The sequence below is a fragment of the Shewanella pealeana ATCC 700345 genome, from assembly GCF_000018285.1.
In the GTDB taxonomy this organism is placed as follows: Bacteria; Pseudomonadota; Gammaproteobacteria; order Enterobacterales; family Shewanellaceae; genus Shewanella; species Shewanella pealeana.
In genome coordinates this window covers 3,131,938-3,148,888 of record NC_009901.1, presented here as the reverse complement: position 1 = coordinate 3,148,888, position 16,951 = coordinate 3,131,938, and the positions used below count along the sequence as shown (strand labels likewise).

At 43.6% G+C, this 16,951-nt stretch carries 13 protein-coding genes; 6 read left to right on the top strand and 7 right to left on the bottom strand.

Translation table 11 applies throughout. The features are described 5' to 3' along the window. Window positions 1-116 precede the first annotated feature (116 nt). Together SPEA_RS13715 and SPEA_RS13710 are read left to right on the top strand one after the other, a co-directional pair. Complete coding sequence (locus tag SPEA_RS13715) at window positions 117-386, top strand: YfcL family protein (RefSeq protein ID WP_012155811.1); 270 nt, start codon at window positions 117-119, stop codon at window positions 384-386. A gap of 63 nt (window positions 387-449) precedes the next feature. Then, on the top strand, window positions 450-974 hold the full coding sequence (locus SPEA_RS13710; RefSeq protein WP_012155810.1) for an RNA methyltransferase: 525 nt from the start codon (window positions 450-452) through the stop codon (window positions 972-974). Between the two features lie 83 nt (window positions 975-1,057). On the opposite strand, the gene asnB is transcribed toward SPEA_RS13710, so the two are convergent. From asnB to SPEA_RS13695, 3 genes are all read right to left on the bottom strand, one after another. Then, the gene (gene asnB / locus SPEA_RS13705; protein WP_012155809.1) at window positions 1,058-2,722 is read right to left on the bottom strand and encodes an asparagine synthase B; all 1,665 of its coding nucleotides are present in this window, start codon (window positions 2,720-2,722) and stop codon (window positions 1,058-1,060) included. A gap of 817 nt (window positions 2,723-3,539) precedes the next feature. Beyond that, entirely contained in the window at window positions 3,540-5,198 is a 1,659-nt protein-coding gene (locus SPEA_RS13700; protein WP_012155808.1) for a M28 family metallopeptidase, read from the bottom strand. Between the two features lie 239 nt (window positions 5,199-5,437). Further along, complete coding sequence (locus tag SPEA_RS13695; RefSeq protein WP_012155807.1) at window positions 5,438-6,184, bottom strand: HAD-IIA family hydrolase; 747 nt, start codon at window positions 6,182-6,184, stop codon at window positions 5,438-5,440. Window positions 6,185-6,725: 541 nt separating this feature from the next. Between SPEA_RS13695 and SPEA_RS13690 the strand changes: the two genes are divergently transcribed. After that, on the top strand, window positions 6,726-8,687 hold the full coding sequence (locus tag SPEA_RS13690; protein WP_012155806.1) for a tetratricopeptide repeat-containing diguanylate cyclase: 1,962 nt from the start codon (window positions 6,726-6,728) through the stop codon (window positions 8,685-8,687). 136 nt (window positions 8,688-8,823) lie between these two features. Next, the gene (locus tag SPEA_RS13685) at window positions 8,824-10,362 is read left to right on the top strand and encodes a DUF1254 domain-containing protein (RefSeq protein ID WP_012155805.1); all 1,539 of its coding nucleotides are present in this window, start codon (window positions 8,824-8,826) and stop codon (window positions 10,360-10,362) included. A gap of 407 nt (window positions 10,363-10,769) precedes the next feature. Here SPEA_RS13685 and purN read toward each other — a convergent pair whose 3' ends face one another. After that, window positions 10,770-11,414, bottom strand: coding sequence for a phosphoribosylglycinamide formyltransferase (purN, locus tag SPEA_RS13680; protein WP_012155804.1), 645 nt, complete (start codon window positions 11,412-11,414; stop codon window positions 10,770-10,772). Continuing rightward, complete coding sequence (purM, locus tag SPEA_RS13675; protein ID WP_012155803.1) at window positions 11,414-12,454, bottom strand: phosphoribosylformylglycinamidine cyclo-ligase; 1,041 nt, start codon at window positions 12,452-12,454, stop codon at window positions 11,414-11,416. Before purM ends, purN begins: the two co-directional genes overlap by 1 nt. A gap of 220 nt (window positions 12,455-12,674) precedes the next feature. Here purM and upp point away from each other — a divergent pair, with 220 nt between their 5' ends. After that, window positions 12,675-13,301 carry a uracil phosphoribosyltransferase gene (upp, locus tag SPEA_RS13670; protein WP_012155802.1) on the top strand — a complete coding sequence of 209 codons (627 nt, stop codon included), beginning with the start codon at window positions 12,675-12,677 and terminating at the stop codon, window positions 13,299-13,301. A gap of 84 nt (window positions 13,302-13,385) precedes the next feature. Here the strand turns inward: upp and SPEA_RS13665 are convergent, their stop codons facing one another. Next, the gene (locus SPEA_RS13665; RefSeq protein ID WP_012155801.1) at window positions 13,386-14,705 is read right to left on the bottom strand and encodes a Na+/H+ antiporter family protein; all 1,320 of its coding nucleotides are present in this window, start codon (window positions 14,703-14,705) and stop codon (window positions 13,386-13,388) included. Between the two features lie 316 nt (window positions 14,706-15,021). Between SPEA_RS13665 and SPEA_RS13660 the strand changes: the two genes are divergently transcribed. Next, window positions 15,022-15,627, top strand: coding sequence for a peroxiredoxin (locus SPEA_RS13660; RefSeq protein ID WP_012155800.1), 606 nt, complete (start codon window positions 15,022-15,024; stop codon window positions 15,625-15,627). A 55-nt stretch (window positions 15,628-15,682) separates the two neighbouring features. Here the strand turns inward: SPEA_RS13660 and SPEA_RS13655 are convergent. Then, a protein-coding gene (locus SPEA_RS13655; RefSeq protein WP_086024313.1) for an IS3-like element ISSpe3 family transposase occupies window positions 15,683-16,911 on the bottom strand; the annotation gives its coding sequence in 2 pieces (ribosomal slippage) (window positions 15,683-16,560 and window positions 16,560-16,911; 1,230 coding nt in all). Window positions 16,912-16,951 lie beyond the last annotated feature (40 nt).

Here is a 16,951-nt window from a genome sequence, read left to right as displayed (position 1 = left end):
CTGAGTACGCTGAAACTGCGCTTGGTGATGTTAATTTACGATTTGAAGAGATGTTTGGAGTGACGGTCGAACAGTTATAGACCAACACTCCAATCGATAAGCATGTGGAGCCCTCAATGATAGAGCAGTACGAGCAAACACTACAAGACTGGATTGAAACCATTGTTGCCGAAGGTGATGATGACGCGTTATTTGCAAGTGGTTATTTACAGGGGCATGTGGCCGTTGTTCTTTCGCAACTTGAAGTCGAGAGCGAGCAGGGACTTAGTGCGTTAGATGCTAAAATGAGCGAGTGTTTGGCACTGGCAAGAGATGAGCTAAGTGACACCGATTACGCATTGGTCGATGATGCGTGGACACAATTAAGTGAGAAGCTAGCAGCTTAATGCCACTGTGATGAGTGCTATGTGTTAAGTGCTATAGATAGTGTGATGAGAGTTTAAGCTTTTATGAGTATGATTAGTTTTGTTGCAATCGGTCTAGTTAACCCGAAAAGCCCAACAAATGTCGGCGGCATCATGCGCGCCGTGGGTTGCTATAGCGCCGATGCGGTATTTTATACCGGTAAACGGTATGAGCTGGCCGCCACCAATGGTACGGCGCAGTACAATACCGACACTAAGCGCGCCAGTAGTTCTATCCCACTGAAAAAAGTCGAGTCACTGCTCGATGCGATAGAGCCTGACGTTAAAGTGGTCTGTGTCGATCTGGTAGAAGGGGCTATTCCACTACCGGAATTTGAGCACCCAGATAAAGCGATCTACATCTTTGGCCCTGAAGATGGCACCATCAGCCAGCAAGTGATTAATGGCGCCGATGCCGTAGTCTATGTGCCGACGGTAGGTTGTATGAATCTTGCAGCCTCTGTGAATGTGCTGCTTTACGATAGACTGGCTAAATCGGCTTCTATCGCCAGTGACGAGCTTATTCGCAGCAGCCGAGATACCAACAACCGAGTTAGGGTAAAAGGCTAGCCTGTCTAAATTCTAAAATAAGTTGATGGTTTTATTAAGCCAGTTGGAACTCCCGACTGGCTTTTTTGTGTTCAGAACTTATCTTAGTAGGCGCTGTCGTGTACCGATTGTACCGCTCGGCCCGATGGGTCGATTATGCCTTGCAGGCTTGCATCCCACGCTAAGGCTTCTGGAGTCGAGCAGGCTACTGATTTACCACCTGGTACCGTTTCTGCTGCGCTTGGTAATGGGAACAGCTCTTCAAAGAAGGTACGGTAGAAATAAGCTTCTTTGGTTTCTGGCGTGTTGTATGGGAATCTAAACTTAGCGTTTGCCAATTTTAAATCGTCCACTCTCTCTGCTGCGTGATCTTTAAGGCCATCGATCCAAGAGTAACCTACACCGTCACTGAACTGCTCCTTTTGACGCCATGCTACTTCCTTAGGTAACTTGTGCTCAAAGGCTTCACGCAGGATATGCTTTTCAATTTTACCGTTCTTCGACATTTTTGCATCAGGGTTAGTGCGCATCGCGACATCCATAAACTCTTTGTCTAGGAAAGGTACGCGAGCTTCGAGTCCCCATGCCGCCATCGCTTTGTTAGCGCGCAAACAGTCGAATAGGTGTAGTTTATCGAGTTTACGAACAAGCTCTTCATGGAAGGCTTGTGCGTTTGGCGCTTTATGGAAGTAGAGGTAGCCGCCGAACAACTCATCGGCGCCTTCACCCGATAACACCATCTTAATGCCCATAGCCTTGATCTTACGTGCCATCAAGTACATAGGAGTAGCCGCTCGAATAGTGGTGACATCGTAAGTTTCTAAGTGGTAAATCACATCTTTAATCGCATCGATACCATCTTGGAAGGTAAAGGTAATTTCATGGTGAATGGTACCAATGGCATCGGCTACCTTTTTTGCAGCAATTAAGTCAGGTGCACCTTCAAGACCGACGGCAAATGAGTGAAGCTGTGGCCACCATGCGTTGCTTTCACCGTCATCTTCGATACGACGTTTGGCGAACGTTTGAGTGATGGCTGAAATCACTGATGAATCCAATCCACCAGAGAGTAATACACCGTAAGGTACATCAGACATTAGCTGGCGTTTTACTGCAGCTTCTAATGCATCACGCACATCTTCCGCGCTGGCAGGGTTATCTTGCACTGCGGCAAAATCGCGCCAGTCACGTTGATAGTATTGGGTAAGCTCGCCTTTCTCACTTGACAGGTAATGGCCTGGAGTAAAGGTTTCGACAGTTTTACATACTGGCATCAGTGCTTTCATCTCAGATGCAACGTAGAAGTTACCTTCCGCATCGTGGCCGGTGTAGAGCGGAATAATACCCATGTGATCGCGGCCAACCAGATACGTGTCTTTTGACTTGTCGTAAAGCACAAAGGCGAAAATTCCGTTGAGTTTATCTAAGAATTCAGTGCCATACTCTTGATAAAGAGCCAAGATCACTTCGCAGTCTGAGTTTGTTTGGTAACTGTACTTATCACCAAGCTCGGCCTTAAGCTCTTTGTGGTTGTAGATCTCACCGTTTACGGCCAATACGATAGAGCCATCTTGGCTAAGCAGTGGCTGTGCGCCGTGTTCAATATCGACAATAGCTAAACGTTCATGGGCTAAAATTGCTTTATCACTGCTGTAAATCCCAGACCAATCTGGACCGCGATGACGCAGAAGCTTGGACATCTCTAGAGCGACTTGACGCAGTGGAGCCGCGTCGGATTGAATATCTAAAATTGCAAAAATTGAACACATAGGTCACTCCAAAAAATTCTGTCTTAAACTCAATTGAGTATTACTCTGCCATCGAATACTTAAGAATACAAACCGGCTTTTGAGTAATCATTGTTAAAAGTGGTAAATCACCTACTTAAAAATCGATTTTAAAATCATAAAAATGATAAACCCACATAAAGCTGGCTATATTTTTGGGTTATCGATAATTTGGTTGGCGTTATTGTTAAGCTTGATTAGATATATCGTAATGCAGTTTCAATTAAAGCTAATTGAGCAAATTAATTGATAAAAGTTACTTTTTTGCACGAAGCTTGCTCATTTTGAGAATTGGGTGGATAGAAGATTGTATTGAGTTCGATTGAAAACGCTTCTAAATAGGCAAAAAAAAGCCGACAAGTGGGTGGCAAGTCGGCTGGTTGAAAGCATCAAATTGGTAAAGTCTTACTTTGTATTGTCCTATTGAAGCGCTTATGAATTTTAAGGTTAATGGCTATTGCCATATAATACCAATCAGTTTAAAGATTTGGTCGCTCAGCGAGAGTTTAGCGGTTCTGAGGCAAGGTCATTAAATGCTCCTGCATTAATGACATTCACCACATCCATGTGGTTTGTAACGAGTGAAGAGCATAGTTGTTCTAGGGTTAAGCTCCCTCTTGTTCCTTAAGAGTCACAGTATCAGAACCGCTAAAACTCGCCATTCTGGAGCGTTTTTGGCTGCCTACTTCTGCGTTGAACAGCTTCACAATGGAATAACTATTCTTTCAGCTATTCGCCTTGAATTAGTTGCCAAAAAACGCTCTGAGTAGATCAACTTCTTATACTAATTGGTATAATACTATTTGCTCGCTTGCTCTATGTTGTCGTTTGCAGGGCGTAAAGCGTTAAACTCAGTGCCTTTAAAATACCCCGGCCAGTGGTGATTGTTACCCAGTACAGAAGCGGCTTGATAGAAGATGGCTAAGTCTTCCAGTGCGCCAGATAGATCCCAGTCTTCACGATACTCGTCGCAAACATTGTGGTAACAGCCTTTCATTTTCAATTTCATTGCCGCCTTATATTGTGCAGTCGCCTCATCTATCGGTTCACTGCCTCCGCCTGCAAATACCGCTGGCACACCTTCTTTGGCGAAGCTGAAATGATCGGAACGGAAAAATCCGCCTGACTCAGGGTGTTTCTCGCGCTTAGCTGTTCTGTTTTGGGTTTTAAGGGCATCAACAAGGTAATTCTCCAGCTCAGATTTACCTTTGCCTACTATGGTGTAATCTGTGGTGCGGCCATAGACATTGGTGCTGTCTAAGTTAAATACCGCCACGCTTTTATCCAGTGGGTAGATAGGGTTTGCAGCGTAATAACGAGACCCTAGCAGGCCTTGCTCTTCACCTGTGGTGGCAATAAAGGTTAACGAGCGAGCGAGTGGGTGACCATTTTTAGCTTGTATCGCGAACTGACGTGCAATTTCTAAAATGCCTGCGGTGCCTGAGGCGTTATCTAGGGCGCCATTGTAGATCTGATCGCCCTCTTTGTTAGCATCGACACCAATATGGTCCCAGTGAGCGGTAAATAGTATATGCTCACCTGCGCGGCTATTACCGGGTAGGGTGGCAACCACGTTATAACTATTGGCATACTCAGCTTTATTCTTAAAGGCAATGGTCGCTGTTTGATTTAGTGGTAAATTTACCGCACTTGCTGCAGCGCGATCAGACACGGTCGCTAAGGATAGACCTGTCTTATTAAATAGTGTCGTTGCAGCGTCGTAGCTTATCCAACCTTCGACTTGGACTCGCTGGTTTTGTTCATCGCTATTATGAACCAGATCTTGTTGAGCACCAGTCCAACTGTTTTCAACTACAGACCAAGGATAAGAGGCCGGTTTGGTATCGTGAATGATAATTGCGCCTAGGGCTCCTTGACGACTGGCCTCCTCAAACTTATAACTCCAGCGGCCATAGTAGGTCATGGCTTTGCCGTTAAACTTGCCTGAATCGGGTCGTGCAAAGCCTGGATCATTGACTAAAATTATCGCGATTTTACCTGTCATATCCAAATCTTGATAATCGTTCCACTGGTATTCGGGCGCATTAATACCATAGCCAACAAACACCAGCGGGGCATTATTGATATCGATTTTGGCTACATCGTGACGGCTACCGAGTACGACATTTTGTCGATGCTTAAGCTCGAGATCGCCTAAGCGAACCGTTTGCTGCTCTGATGCGGTATAACTTACCATAGGTACAGCCTGTAAATAATCTTTGCCGTTAGGCTTTTCTAGACCCATTTCGGCAAAGGCATCACTTAGATAGTCCAGTGTTAACTGCTCACCTTTTGTTGTCGGCGCGCGACCTTCAAACTCATCTGAAGCGAGGGTTTTAATGTCTTGACGGAAACGGCTCTCATCGAAGTTTATGTCACTCGGGTCGTTAAGATTACTTGTTTGCTGGCTGCAAGCACTGAGCAGGGCTAGCGCGCATAAGGGAAAAATTGAACGCATGAATAGGTCCTATTATTGTTATTTTAGACTTTTAAGCGGTAGATGTATCATGATGGAGGAAATTAGCCCGCAATGGCAAGAGAGCTAGGCAATAATCTAATTGCAAAAATGTTACTTAATATTGCGTGGTTAGTTTGCGATGTGAGATTTGATATTTATTCAAATGTAGAAGCAAAGCTATATAAGCTGTTAGGCCTATACAGACTAGTGAAACCTTCTACATTTGAAAGCTCGAACAGTTATATGACGTCGATATCACCGGCGCAGTTAAAAATATGGTTTGGCCTAAAGGGCTCTTTGTCTATATCCGCAAGTGAGCTAACACCGCTAGTCACCAAAATGGTTTCAAGGCCAGCTTGAAAGCCTGCAAGAATATCGGTACGCATATTGTCGCCAATGATAATCGTATTTTCAGAGTGCCCGCCAATGTGGTTTAACGCCGAACGTATTATCCATGAGCTTGGTTTACCGACATAGAAAGGTTTCTTACCACTGATCCGCTCGATGGGAGCACATAGCGCCCCACACGCCGGACTAAAGGAAGGACCGTGAGTATCAGGGTTAGTCGCAATAAAGCGTGCGCCCTCACTAACAAATTTTGCGGCCTTATGGATCATGTCCCAGTTGTAGGAGCGGGTTTCCCCCACGATAACAAAGTCAGGGTTAATATCGGTAATTGTAAAGCCCGCTTTATATAGCTCATGAGTTAATGCGCCTTCACCAATCACGAAGGCCTTGGTGCCTTGTTGATGTTTGAGAAAATCCGCAGTGGCCATCGCTGCGGTGTAAAAGCATTCTTCAGGTACATTGAGCCCTGCTGCACCTAGGCGGTTTTGTAGATCTTTACCTGTTTGTACCGGATAGTTGGTCAGCACTACGAGTGGATTGCCTTGCTCGAGTATGCGGTGAATAAACTTGTCGCTGCCAGGTATTAGCTTATTGTTGTGCAGTAAAACTCCATCGATATCGCAAATAATATTTTTCATTAGATTCTCTTACTTCACATTAGTTTGCCGAATAAGTGACCTTAATCTAATGCTAATTGGAGTTGAAAAACAATGTCTTTTATCGCTTGGTGAGATAAAAAAATAAGAGCCAGTAAATAAAATCGCTGAAGATAAGTTGGGAAATTACAGCTCAACGTTATTTGCGTCTATGTCGTCTTGTTTTGCTTTACTAGCTAAATCTTTTTAGTCGTAAATCAAGGAGTATCGCCGTAGCGTGCATTGCTTTGCCATTAGTTTAATGAACAAAAAGTTTTATTTGCTTATTTGGAATAGAAAATCAGTTTTGAAGTTTTTTTGTAAAAGTAGTGAGGTTTTTACTTTATATGGTTTATGTGTAGTTAGCCGGGAATGAAACCGTGCGAAGGTGACAATTATGTTGACCTTATCAATATTTCAGATACTGTGTAACAAGTTCACTAATGACAAAGACGTTGAATATAAGGTTATGTTTTATAAGCTTATCTTAGGACTTACTTAATCAGGGTGAACAGCTTATAAAACCACAATTAGCGATATTCTTATGGAAAAGATCATTGTATTTGTTATTTTATCGAGCATCATGCTGTGCTCGTTTTCAGTTCGAGCCGCAGAATTCTCCCCAATCAACACCATCGAGACATTTGACAATGGTCAGCAAATTATGGCCTTGTTTACTGATAAAGAACTAGATGGTGAGTCGAAGCGTCTGCAATTAAATCAGCTGATTTCACAAGCTCAAGTTAATCAGTCTGCTTATTATGCATTTGCTTACTACCGGCTCTTGCATGACATTGAGTTGTCTGTTTCCGCGCCAGAGGCCGCAGAGTTGGCTATAGCAAGAATGCTGTTATTAGGGCAAAGACTGAATTCAGGCTGGTTGATCGCCGAAGCTAAGATGTGGCAGGCCACTTTTGCCGCTAAACAGAGCCGCTTCGATGATGGGTTAGTATTGATCGATGAGGCTATTCGATTGTCAAAAGTAGTTAATTTTTCCCATCTGACTGGGCGAGCATATAATGTCAAAGCTGCGCTTTATTTTTTCCAGGATCAGTACTACATCGCGCTTGAATATTATTTGAGAGCTCTGGATATCTTTACAGCAACTCCAGAGGACCCCTATGTCAGTAAGGTATTGTCTAATGTTGCTATTATCTATGTTGATTTAGAAGATTGGGAAAAGGCCCTAGAGGCAAATAATAATGCTCTGGCACATGTTGATAAATATGGTGGTAGTCACGAGCAGTTAGCAGCATTCAATAATAATGCTTCCTTTATTTTAGGAAAACTTGGACGCTGGAGTGAGAGTAAGCCCTACTTAATTTCCTCACGAGAAAGTGCACTGTTAAGTGGTAATTTGCGAGTCAAATTAAATGCTCAGACCTCATGGATTCAATATTACCTCGCTCAAGGTGAATATCGTTTAGCCGTTGAAGAGGGGCTGGAATGTGTGGACATTGCTTTGGATAATCAATACCCGTTGTTCGAAGGGGATTGTAGTCGAATATTAGCGAAAGCCATGATCAAGCTTGGGCAAGTCGATGAAGCCCTGCAATTTTTAGCCCATAGTGAATCATTGTATAAACGAATAAGAAAGCGCTCAGGGTTAGCCGATACCTTTAATACTTATGCACTAGCCTATGAGGTAAAGGGGAATTATAAAGCCGCATTAGACTATCAGCGAAAGGCTAATGAAGAAGATAAGGCACTCTTGTTTGATCGACGAGCCAAGATGACATTTGACCTGGGTCAACGTTATCAAGATAAGTACCGTCAACAAGAATTAGCCGTTTTAAAAGCCGAAAATGATTTACAAGAGTCTCGATTCGCAGAGCAACAGCTACGGGAGAAGTTCCTATTCTTTTTTATTCTTGTTTCTGTTATTTCGATCTTTCTGCTGATAAAGAAACGCTTCGGTTTAGAAAATGATAATAAGAATCTGCAATCCTCTAACCTTGAGTTGTATAAACAGTCACATATCGACGCGCTAACAGGTTTATATAATCGTCGTTATTTCTCTGATTTTTTGGAGCAACAGCATCAACTTTCGCAGAGTCAAAGCCTGATGATGAGTTTAGCCATTATCGATATAGACCATTTTAAGAGCGTGAATGACAGCTATGGTCATGATGTCGGTGATGAGGTGCTTATTCAGGTCGGTAATGTGATAAATAAGAATATTCGTGAGCGTGATTTAATTATTCGATGGGGTGGAGAGGAGTTTGTCCTGCTCTTGAGTTGGCCAATATCTTCATATCCACAGACAGGAGTTGACTTGCTTGAACATTTTGAACGTGTTCGTCAGGCTATTGAGAATACAGTTATTGTTGTTGGTGAGTACAAATTGAAAGTAACTATCTCAATGGGAGTGGCGCAACCTCTAGGTGCGCTGGATCTGATTGAATCATGGCATCATGTACTTGATGGCGCAGACAAAGCGCTTTATCGAGCCAAGAGACAAGGACGAAATTGTGTGGTGATTGCTAAGAAGGGCTCGCCGCTATAGGGAAGTGGTTGAAGGTAAACAATAAAGTAATAGTGCTTCAAGCTGCTTACAGACAGAGTTGGTATTGACCAGCTTTTATTCAGCTCTTAGTCTGTAAGGTAAAAGGAATGATTGTGAAATAAAAATAAGGAAGATAATGAATACTAAACTTAATCTCAAGTCAGCAGCAGTGTCCATCGCGTTATTGTTAGGGCTGTCATCACAGGTTGTGGCGGAAGAGCCTCCCACTCCTGGCTATAACAATAAGATCCCAAATAGCATTATGACTCCCAACAAGGTTAAGACGAGTATTGGCACATTGGAGTTCCATGACGGTGCACCTACTGTTGAAACGAGTCGTAAAATTTATGACAACCTTAATACTTTTCGTGCAACCGAAACGTTTTTAAATGCGATCCCTATGGCTTCGGTGGAAGCGCTACGGATTGGCCACGAAAACCTTGGCATCACTCAATCGAACCAAGTACTACTGTTTGACAAATTGATGGACTCAAATCCACTTTTCTTAACCGGTAATACTGACACAGTTTATGCTTCTGCATTTTTAGACCTTGAACGTGATGGCCCCACAGTTGTCGAAGTGCCAGCCGGAATGGGACCAACGACGGTTAATGACGCCTTTTTCCGTTTTGTTACGGATATGGGAATTGTAGGACCTGATAAAGGTAAAGGGGGAAAGTACCTGATTTTGCCACCAGGTTACAAAGGTGAGGTGCCAGAAGGTTACTTTGTCTCACGCTCAACGAGTTATACCAACTGGTTTATTGCGCGCGGTTTTTTAAAAGATGGCAAGACAGATTCAGCCGTTCAAGCATTTAAGCAACACCTTAAAATCTATCCGCTTGCCAAAAAGAAGCAACCACCTAAGATGGAGTTTCAGTCGGGGAGTGGCGTAGAGTTTAATACGGTACATGCCAATGACTTTCACTTCTTCAAGGAGATCCAGCCTGTACTGGAGAAGGAGCCTGTGTCATTTATCGATCCTGAGCTTCGTGGCTTGATGGCGAGTATAGGCATTCAAAAGGGCAAGCCTTTTGCGCCAGATGCACATATGAAAACCTTACTCAGTGATGGCGTAGCGATAGGTAATGCCACAGCTAGATCGCTGATGTTTCAACCACATGATGATACGGCGTATGTCTACCCCGGTAGGCTTTGGAAAACAGCTTTTATTGGTGGAGATTATCGCTGGTTAATCGATGATGGTGAGGGCGGACGTAACTTGGATGCCCGCACCTACTTCTTCTATATGGCGACGGTAAATACCCCTGCGATGGCGTTGAAGCTGATTGGAAAGGGCTCGCAATATGCCATGTTGGACAAATCAAAAGACTCGGCGTATTTGAATGGCAGTAATACCTATAAATTGAACATTCCTGCTAATGTTCCGGCAAAAAACTTTTGGTCGGTGGTCGCTTACGATACGCAAACTCGCTCGGAATTACAGACAGGACAGAAGTTCCCAAGTCGTAACAATCAGCGCGATGATTTAACCCAAAATGCCGACGGCTCTGTGGATATATACTTCGGTCCAGAGGCTCCTAAAGGTAAAGAGAGTAACTGGATCCAAACCGTACCCAATAAAGGTTGGTTTATTTTACTGCGTCTCTATGGGCCACTGGAGCCTTGGTTCGATAAGAGCTGGCAACCCGGTGACATTGTTGAAGTTAAATAGATGAATATACCAATCAGTAAAGAATTTGATCTACTCAGAGCGGTTTTTGGCAAACTAATTCAAGGCGAATAGCTGCAATAATGGTTATTCCCTTATAAAGCTATTCAACGTAGAAGTAGGCAGCCAAAAACGCTCCAGAATGGCGAGTTTTAGCGGTTCTGATGCTGTGACTCTTAAGGAACAAGAGGGAGCTTAAACGTAGAACAACTATGCTCTTCACTCGTTACAAACCACATGGATGTGGTGAATGTCATTAATGCAGGAGCATTTAATGACCTTGCCTCAGAACCGCTAAATTCTCGCTGAGCGACTAAATGTTTATACTGATTGGTATTAGCAAGGTTTTATAAATGGAATAAAAAAGGCACCGTCAGGTGCCTTTGTATTTTTGCTATCTAAACATTTGTTTAGTCAGCAGCGTAGCCGTCAGCTGGAAGCGCTTGACCATCAAGCATGGCAATACCGTCTACCATTGCTAGACGTTGTTGGCTGAACCATTTAACCACGAGTGGGTAAATAGCATGTTCCTGTTCATGAACGCGCTCTGCCAATGTGTCGGCAGTATCATCTGCATAAACTGGCACTTTCGCCTGTAAGATCACCGGACCTGCATCGAGTTCTGGCGTCACAAAATGTACGCTAGCGCCGTGCTCGGTGTCATTAGCGTCAATGGCACGTTGATGGGTGTGTAAACCTGTATATTTAGGCAAGAGAGAAGGGTGGATGTTGAGCATCTTACCTTCAAAACGCTGTACGAACTCATCGCTTAGAATGCGCATAAAGCCAGCTAATACCACAAGATCTGGCTGATACTTTTCTATCGCATTGAGTAGTCTAGCGTCGTACTCTTGTCTTGTTTCGCCTGTGTGAGCTATCACGCAGCTGGTATCAATCTCATTTTGGTGTGCACGAACCAATCCATAGGCATCGGGCTTATTACTGATCACGCCAACAACTTCGGCTTGGAGGTTATCGTCACAACCATCGATAATGGCTTGTAGGTTACTGCCGTTACCTGAAATTAATACTAAAACGCGACAACTCTGGGGCATTACAGGATCTCCACTTGCTCTTCTTCGCCGTTACGCTTGGCAATGTTACCGATTAACCAAGCGTTCTCGCCTTCTGCTGTTAGCAGTTCTAAGGCCGAATCGACTTTATCAGCTGGTAGGGCGACAACCATACCAACACCACAGTTGAAGGTGCGGTACATTTCAAATTCTGAAATGTTGCCGTTTTCCATCAACCAATTAAACACGACAGGCCACTGCCAAGAGTCGCTTTTTACCACTGCTTTGCAATCTTCAGGTAATACGCGTGGGATATTTTCCCAGAAGCCACCACCTGTAATGTGCGACATAGCATGAACATCATGCTGTTCAAGCAATTTAAGCAATGACTTTACATAAATTTTTGTAGGTTCTAACAAATGATCAATTAGTGGCTTTCCAGCAAGTTCTTGGGCTGGATCTGCCTTGCTCACTTCTAATACCTTACGGATAAGTGAGAAACCATTTGAGTGAGGACCGCTTGAGGCGAGTGCGATAAGGGCATCACCGTCTTGCACCTTAGTGCCATCGATGATCTCTTCTTTCTCTACAACACCAACGCAGAAACCTGCTAGGTCGTAGTCGTCGCCTTCATACATGCCAGGCATTTCAGCAGTCTCACCGCCGATTAATGCACAGCCTGATTGCACACAGCCTTCAGCAATTCCTTTAACAACGGCGGTCGCAACTTCAACATCAAGTTTGCCTGTCGCGTAGTAGTCTAGGAAGAACAGTGGCTCTGCACCTGAAACGATTAGATCGTTTGAACACATGGCAACTAAATCAACACCAACGTTATCGTGTTTTTTATAGTCGATAGCAAGGCGTAGTTTTGTGCCGACACCATCAGTACCAGAAACCAGTACTGGATGCTTATACTTAGTTGGTAGCTCACAAAGTGCACCAAAACCACCTAGATTGCCCATTACTTCTGGACGGCGGGTACGTTTTACTGCTGACTTGATGTTGTTAACTAGTGCATTTCCGGCATCGATATCAACGCCTGCATCTTTATAGCTTAGTGGGGTAGTAGGAGTGCTCACGGAGATCCTCTCGGGTACGGGTATAGATTATTATTGGATTTTACGCGGCGCCATTCTAACAGCTTGTGAGTAGGCTCGAAAGCTAAGTTTTTCAATAAACTTAGCGACAGAGGTCACGATTTACCGTCTTTTTGAAACTTTAAGTTTTCCTAAATGAACAAATCTACTAAAATCGTTAAAATTTACCGTAAAAAATACGTTAGAAAATCAGGAGAACAAGATGAAAGTCGTTGAAGTTAAACATCCTTTAGTCCGTCATAAAATTGGATTAATGCGCGAAGGTAACATCAGTACCAAACGTTTTCGCGAATTAGCGGCAGAAGTGGGCAGTTTACTGACTTATGAAGCGACGGCTGACTTTGAAACTGAAAAGGTAACGATTGATGGTTGGAATGGTCCTGTTGAAATTGAACAGATCAAAGGTAAGAAGGTAACAGTAGTACCAATCTTACGTGCGGGTCTTGGCATGATGGATGGCGTTCTTGAGCACGTACCAAGTGCGCGTATCTCTGTTGTGGGTATTTACCGTGACGAAGAGACACTTGAGCCAGTGCCTTACTTTGAAAAGCTAGCCAGTGACATGCCTTCACGTATTGCCTTGGTTGTAGATCCAATGCTTGCGACTGGCGGCTCGATGATTTCAACTATCGACCTACTAAAAGAGCGCGGTTGTACTGCTATTAAAGCACTTGTGCTTGTAGCGGCTCCAGAAGGTGTTGCTGCTCTAGAGAAAGCTCATCCAGATATCGAGCTTTATACTGCGTCAATCGATGACTGCCTAAATGAGCAAGGTTATATCCTGCCAGGTCTTGGTGATGCGGGTGATAAGATTTTTGGTACTAAATAACCTTTTTATTGATTGGTATTAGTCTAAATTCTATTGTAAAAAAGGAGCCAAATGGCTCCTTTTTTGTTTTCATTTTTCTAGAATCTAGAGCACCATAGCGGCAATCCAGCCAAACACTAATAATGGAATATTGTAGTGAATGAAGGTTGGGATAACACTGTCTTTCATATGGTCGTGCTGTCCATCGGCATTAAGACCCGCTGTAGGCCCTAAAGTTGACTCTGATGCTGGCGAACCGGCATCTCCTAGCGCAGCAGCTGTACCGACGAGGGCAATGGTTGCTTCAACTGAAAAGCCAAAGCTCATTGCTAAAGGCACATAGATTGCGGCAATAATTGGTATGGTCGAAAACGATGAACCAATCCCCATGGTGATAAGTAAGCCAACGAGTAACATCAAGAACGCAGCTAAGGCTTTATTATCCCCAATCGCCGTATTCATAATCTCAACTAAGCTCGCAACATCACCCGTTCCCTTAATAACGGCAGCAAAACCCGCGGCAGAGATCATGATAAAGCCAATATTGGCCATCATGCGTACGCCTTGGTTGAAGATATCTTGATCGGCAACATGTTTAAGTGCGCCTGAAAAACTGAAAACGATAAAGCCCATCAAAGCGCCGAAAATCATTGAACCTGTATATAGCTGTACAACTAATGTCGCAACAACGGCGATGGCTGCAATGCCAATGTTGCGTGGGTTTATGCCCTCTTCGGGTTCGGCGGCTAAAATTTGCTCTTCTTGATATTCACGAGGCTTACGGTAGCTGATAAAGATAGCAACTAATAAACCAAACACCATGCCTAGAGCTGGGATTATCATGGCTGGAGCGACTTGAGCCTTTACGGCCTGCAGGTCATTGTTAGTTAGGTTGGATAACAGAATATCGTAAAGAAAAATTCCGCCAAAGCCGATAGGTAATACCATGTAAGTGGTGACTAAACCGAAAGTGAGCACGCAGGCCACTAAACGACGATCCATTTTTAGTTTAGACATGACATGCAGTAACGGTGGGATCAAAATCGGAATGAATGCTATGTGGATCGGTAAGATATTCTGTGAGGAGATAGCCATAGCAAGAATCGTTAAAAGTAGCACCCAACGAACTCGTTTGTTGTTGGTGCTATTCTGCTCTTTGCCTAATAAACTAATAACCTTATTCGAAATTACCGTAGTAAGACCTGAATGCGACAAGGCAACGGCAAAAGCACCAAGTAGCGCGTAGCTTAAGGCTATTTGTGCGCCGCCACCAAGACCTGTATTAAAAGCTGCGACGGTTTGATGCAGATCCATGCCTCCTACCAGTCCTGCAACTAATGCAGAGATTGTGAGTGCAACGACGATATTAACTCTAGCTAAGCTGAGGCCTAACATTAGGCATACAGCGATGACAACAGCATTCATAATATGATTAATCTATTTCTTATATTTGAAGTATCAGCCATTTTTGCCTGTTAAGCCCCCAGATGTCCAGCACCGGAAGGCTATATCTTGAATTCAATTTGATTTGTGAATTAGCTGTGGCTAAACATGAAAACAAAGTGTGAACGGCAATGTGAAGCTTTGGTGTTGTAGTTAGGGTGGTGGTCGGTTAATCGAATGTTTATTAAAAAAACTGATATTGTTTTCAAATTGCTTGTGCAAAGAAAAACACTGCCTATAATGCCTTTAGATTTAAAACGAAACAGCGTTTTTAGCAATCCATAGATGGAGAAATAAAATGAGCGTATTAGTCGGCCGTCCGGCCCCTGATTTTACTGCAGCTGCGGTACTAGGTAATGGTGAGATTGTTGATACCTTCAACCTATCTGAAGCAATTAAAGGAAAGACTGCCGTAGTATTCTTCTACCCACTTGACTTCACTTTCGTGTGTCCATCAGAGCTGATTGCTTTTGATCACCGCATGGATGAGTTCAAGAAGCGTGGCGTTGAAGTGATCGGTGTTTCAATCGATTCTCAGTTCACTCACAACGCATGGCGTAACACGCCAGTAGACAAGGGCGGTATTGGCCAAGTTCAATACACGCTAGTTGCTGACGTTAAGCATGAGATCTGTAAAGCATACGATGTTGAGCATCCAGAAGCGGGTGTTGCATTCCGTGGTTCTTTCCTAATCGACAAAGAAGGTCAAGTTCGTCACCAAGTGGTTAATGACTTGCCACTAGGTCGTAACGTTGATGAAATGATCCGTATGGTTGATGCACTTCACTTCCACGAAGAGCACGGTGACGTATGTCCAGCGGGTTGGGAAAAGGGTGACAAAGGGATGGACGCAAGCCCAGCAGGTGTTGCTTCTTACCTAACTGACAATGCTGATTCACTATAATTTCTAATGAATTTATAAGTTGTTGTCTAGTCCTAAAATAGGTTGACGGTTTTTATTAAGCCAGTTGGAACTCCCGACTGGCTTTTTTATGTACTTCATTAGGGGTTTTCATCCCTAAACTAAGATGCGGCCTTAAATGGTTATAAGTCTCTATCGACTCTTTGATTAACATATCGAGCTCCTTCATCGTACGGCAGCGATAAAGCAAAAACTCGTGCTTCAAAATCCCATTAACCCGCTCTGCAAGTGCATTTTGGTAGCAGTCATATCCATCTGTCATGGACGGAGTAATACCATTTGCCGCTAACGTCTCCTGGTACTCAGCTGAACAGTACTGCATCCCTCTATCTGAGTGGTGAATGGCATCGCCTGTTGTCTGACGATTCTTTATCATCATATTCAATGCTTTGACCACGTCACAAGCTTTCATTTCATGGCTTAACTCATATCCCATTATCTTTCTTGAGTACGCATCTGTTACCAGAGACAAATAGTGCGTCCCCTCATCTGATTTCACGTAGGTGATATCGCTAACGAGCACCTCTTCAACACGCTTGACCGCTCTGTCTTTTAGTAAGTTGGGATACTTTCTTAGCCAGTGATGGCTATTGGTCGTTTTAGTGTAATTTTTTCTGGGTTTTACCAGCATATTTTGTTGCTTCAAATACTGAAATAACCCATCTCTACCGAGCTTTATCCCTTGTTCTATCAGTTGTGGCTTGATGAGCTGGTAGAGCTTGCGCGTCCCCACTCTAGGCATAAACTGGCGCCAATACATGACCATCTTCATCACAGGTTTAAGCGTTTCAGCTTTTGCCGTTCTGCGTTGTTTCCATTGATAAATTGCTTGTCTAGATAAGTTGAACTGCCGACTCGCTGTGGCTAACTTTATGGTGCCTTTTACTTTGGCGAACCAGAGCGTTCGGCTAAGTACTTTTTTTCTAAATCGATGCCGTATTCGTTTTTAAGCAACTCGACCATATCGCCATAAATCATGTTTTTCATTTCTAGATTAGAGACTTGCTTCTCCAATCGCTTAATTTTCTGGGCTGGCGTTTCTTTAGATTTAGACATAGGAGAGTGCTCAATAGGCTGGGACCAGTCTAATCTACCATGCTTTCGTAACCATGTAAGGACGGTACTTCTTCCTTGGATACCATAGTGGTCTTGAGCTTGCTTATAGGTCAGCTCGCCTTTTTCTACTTGGCTGACGACGGCTAATTTAAAGCCTAATGTGTAATCACGCTGAGTACGTTTATTGCTGATAGAACCTGAAGGTTTCATAGATAAGTCTCCAATGTGTCAACTTATCTCAGGACGGGAC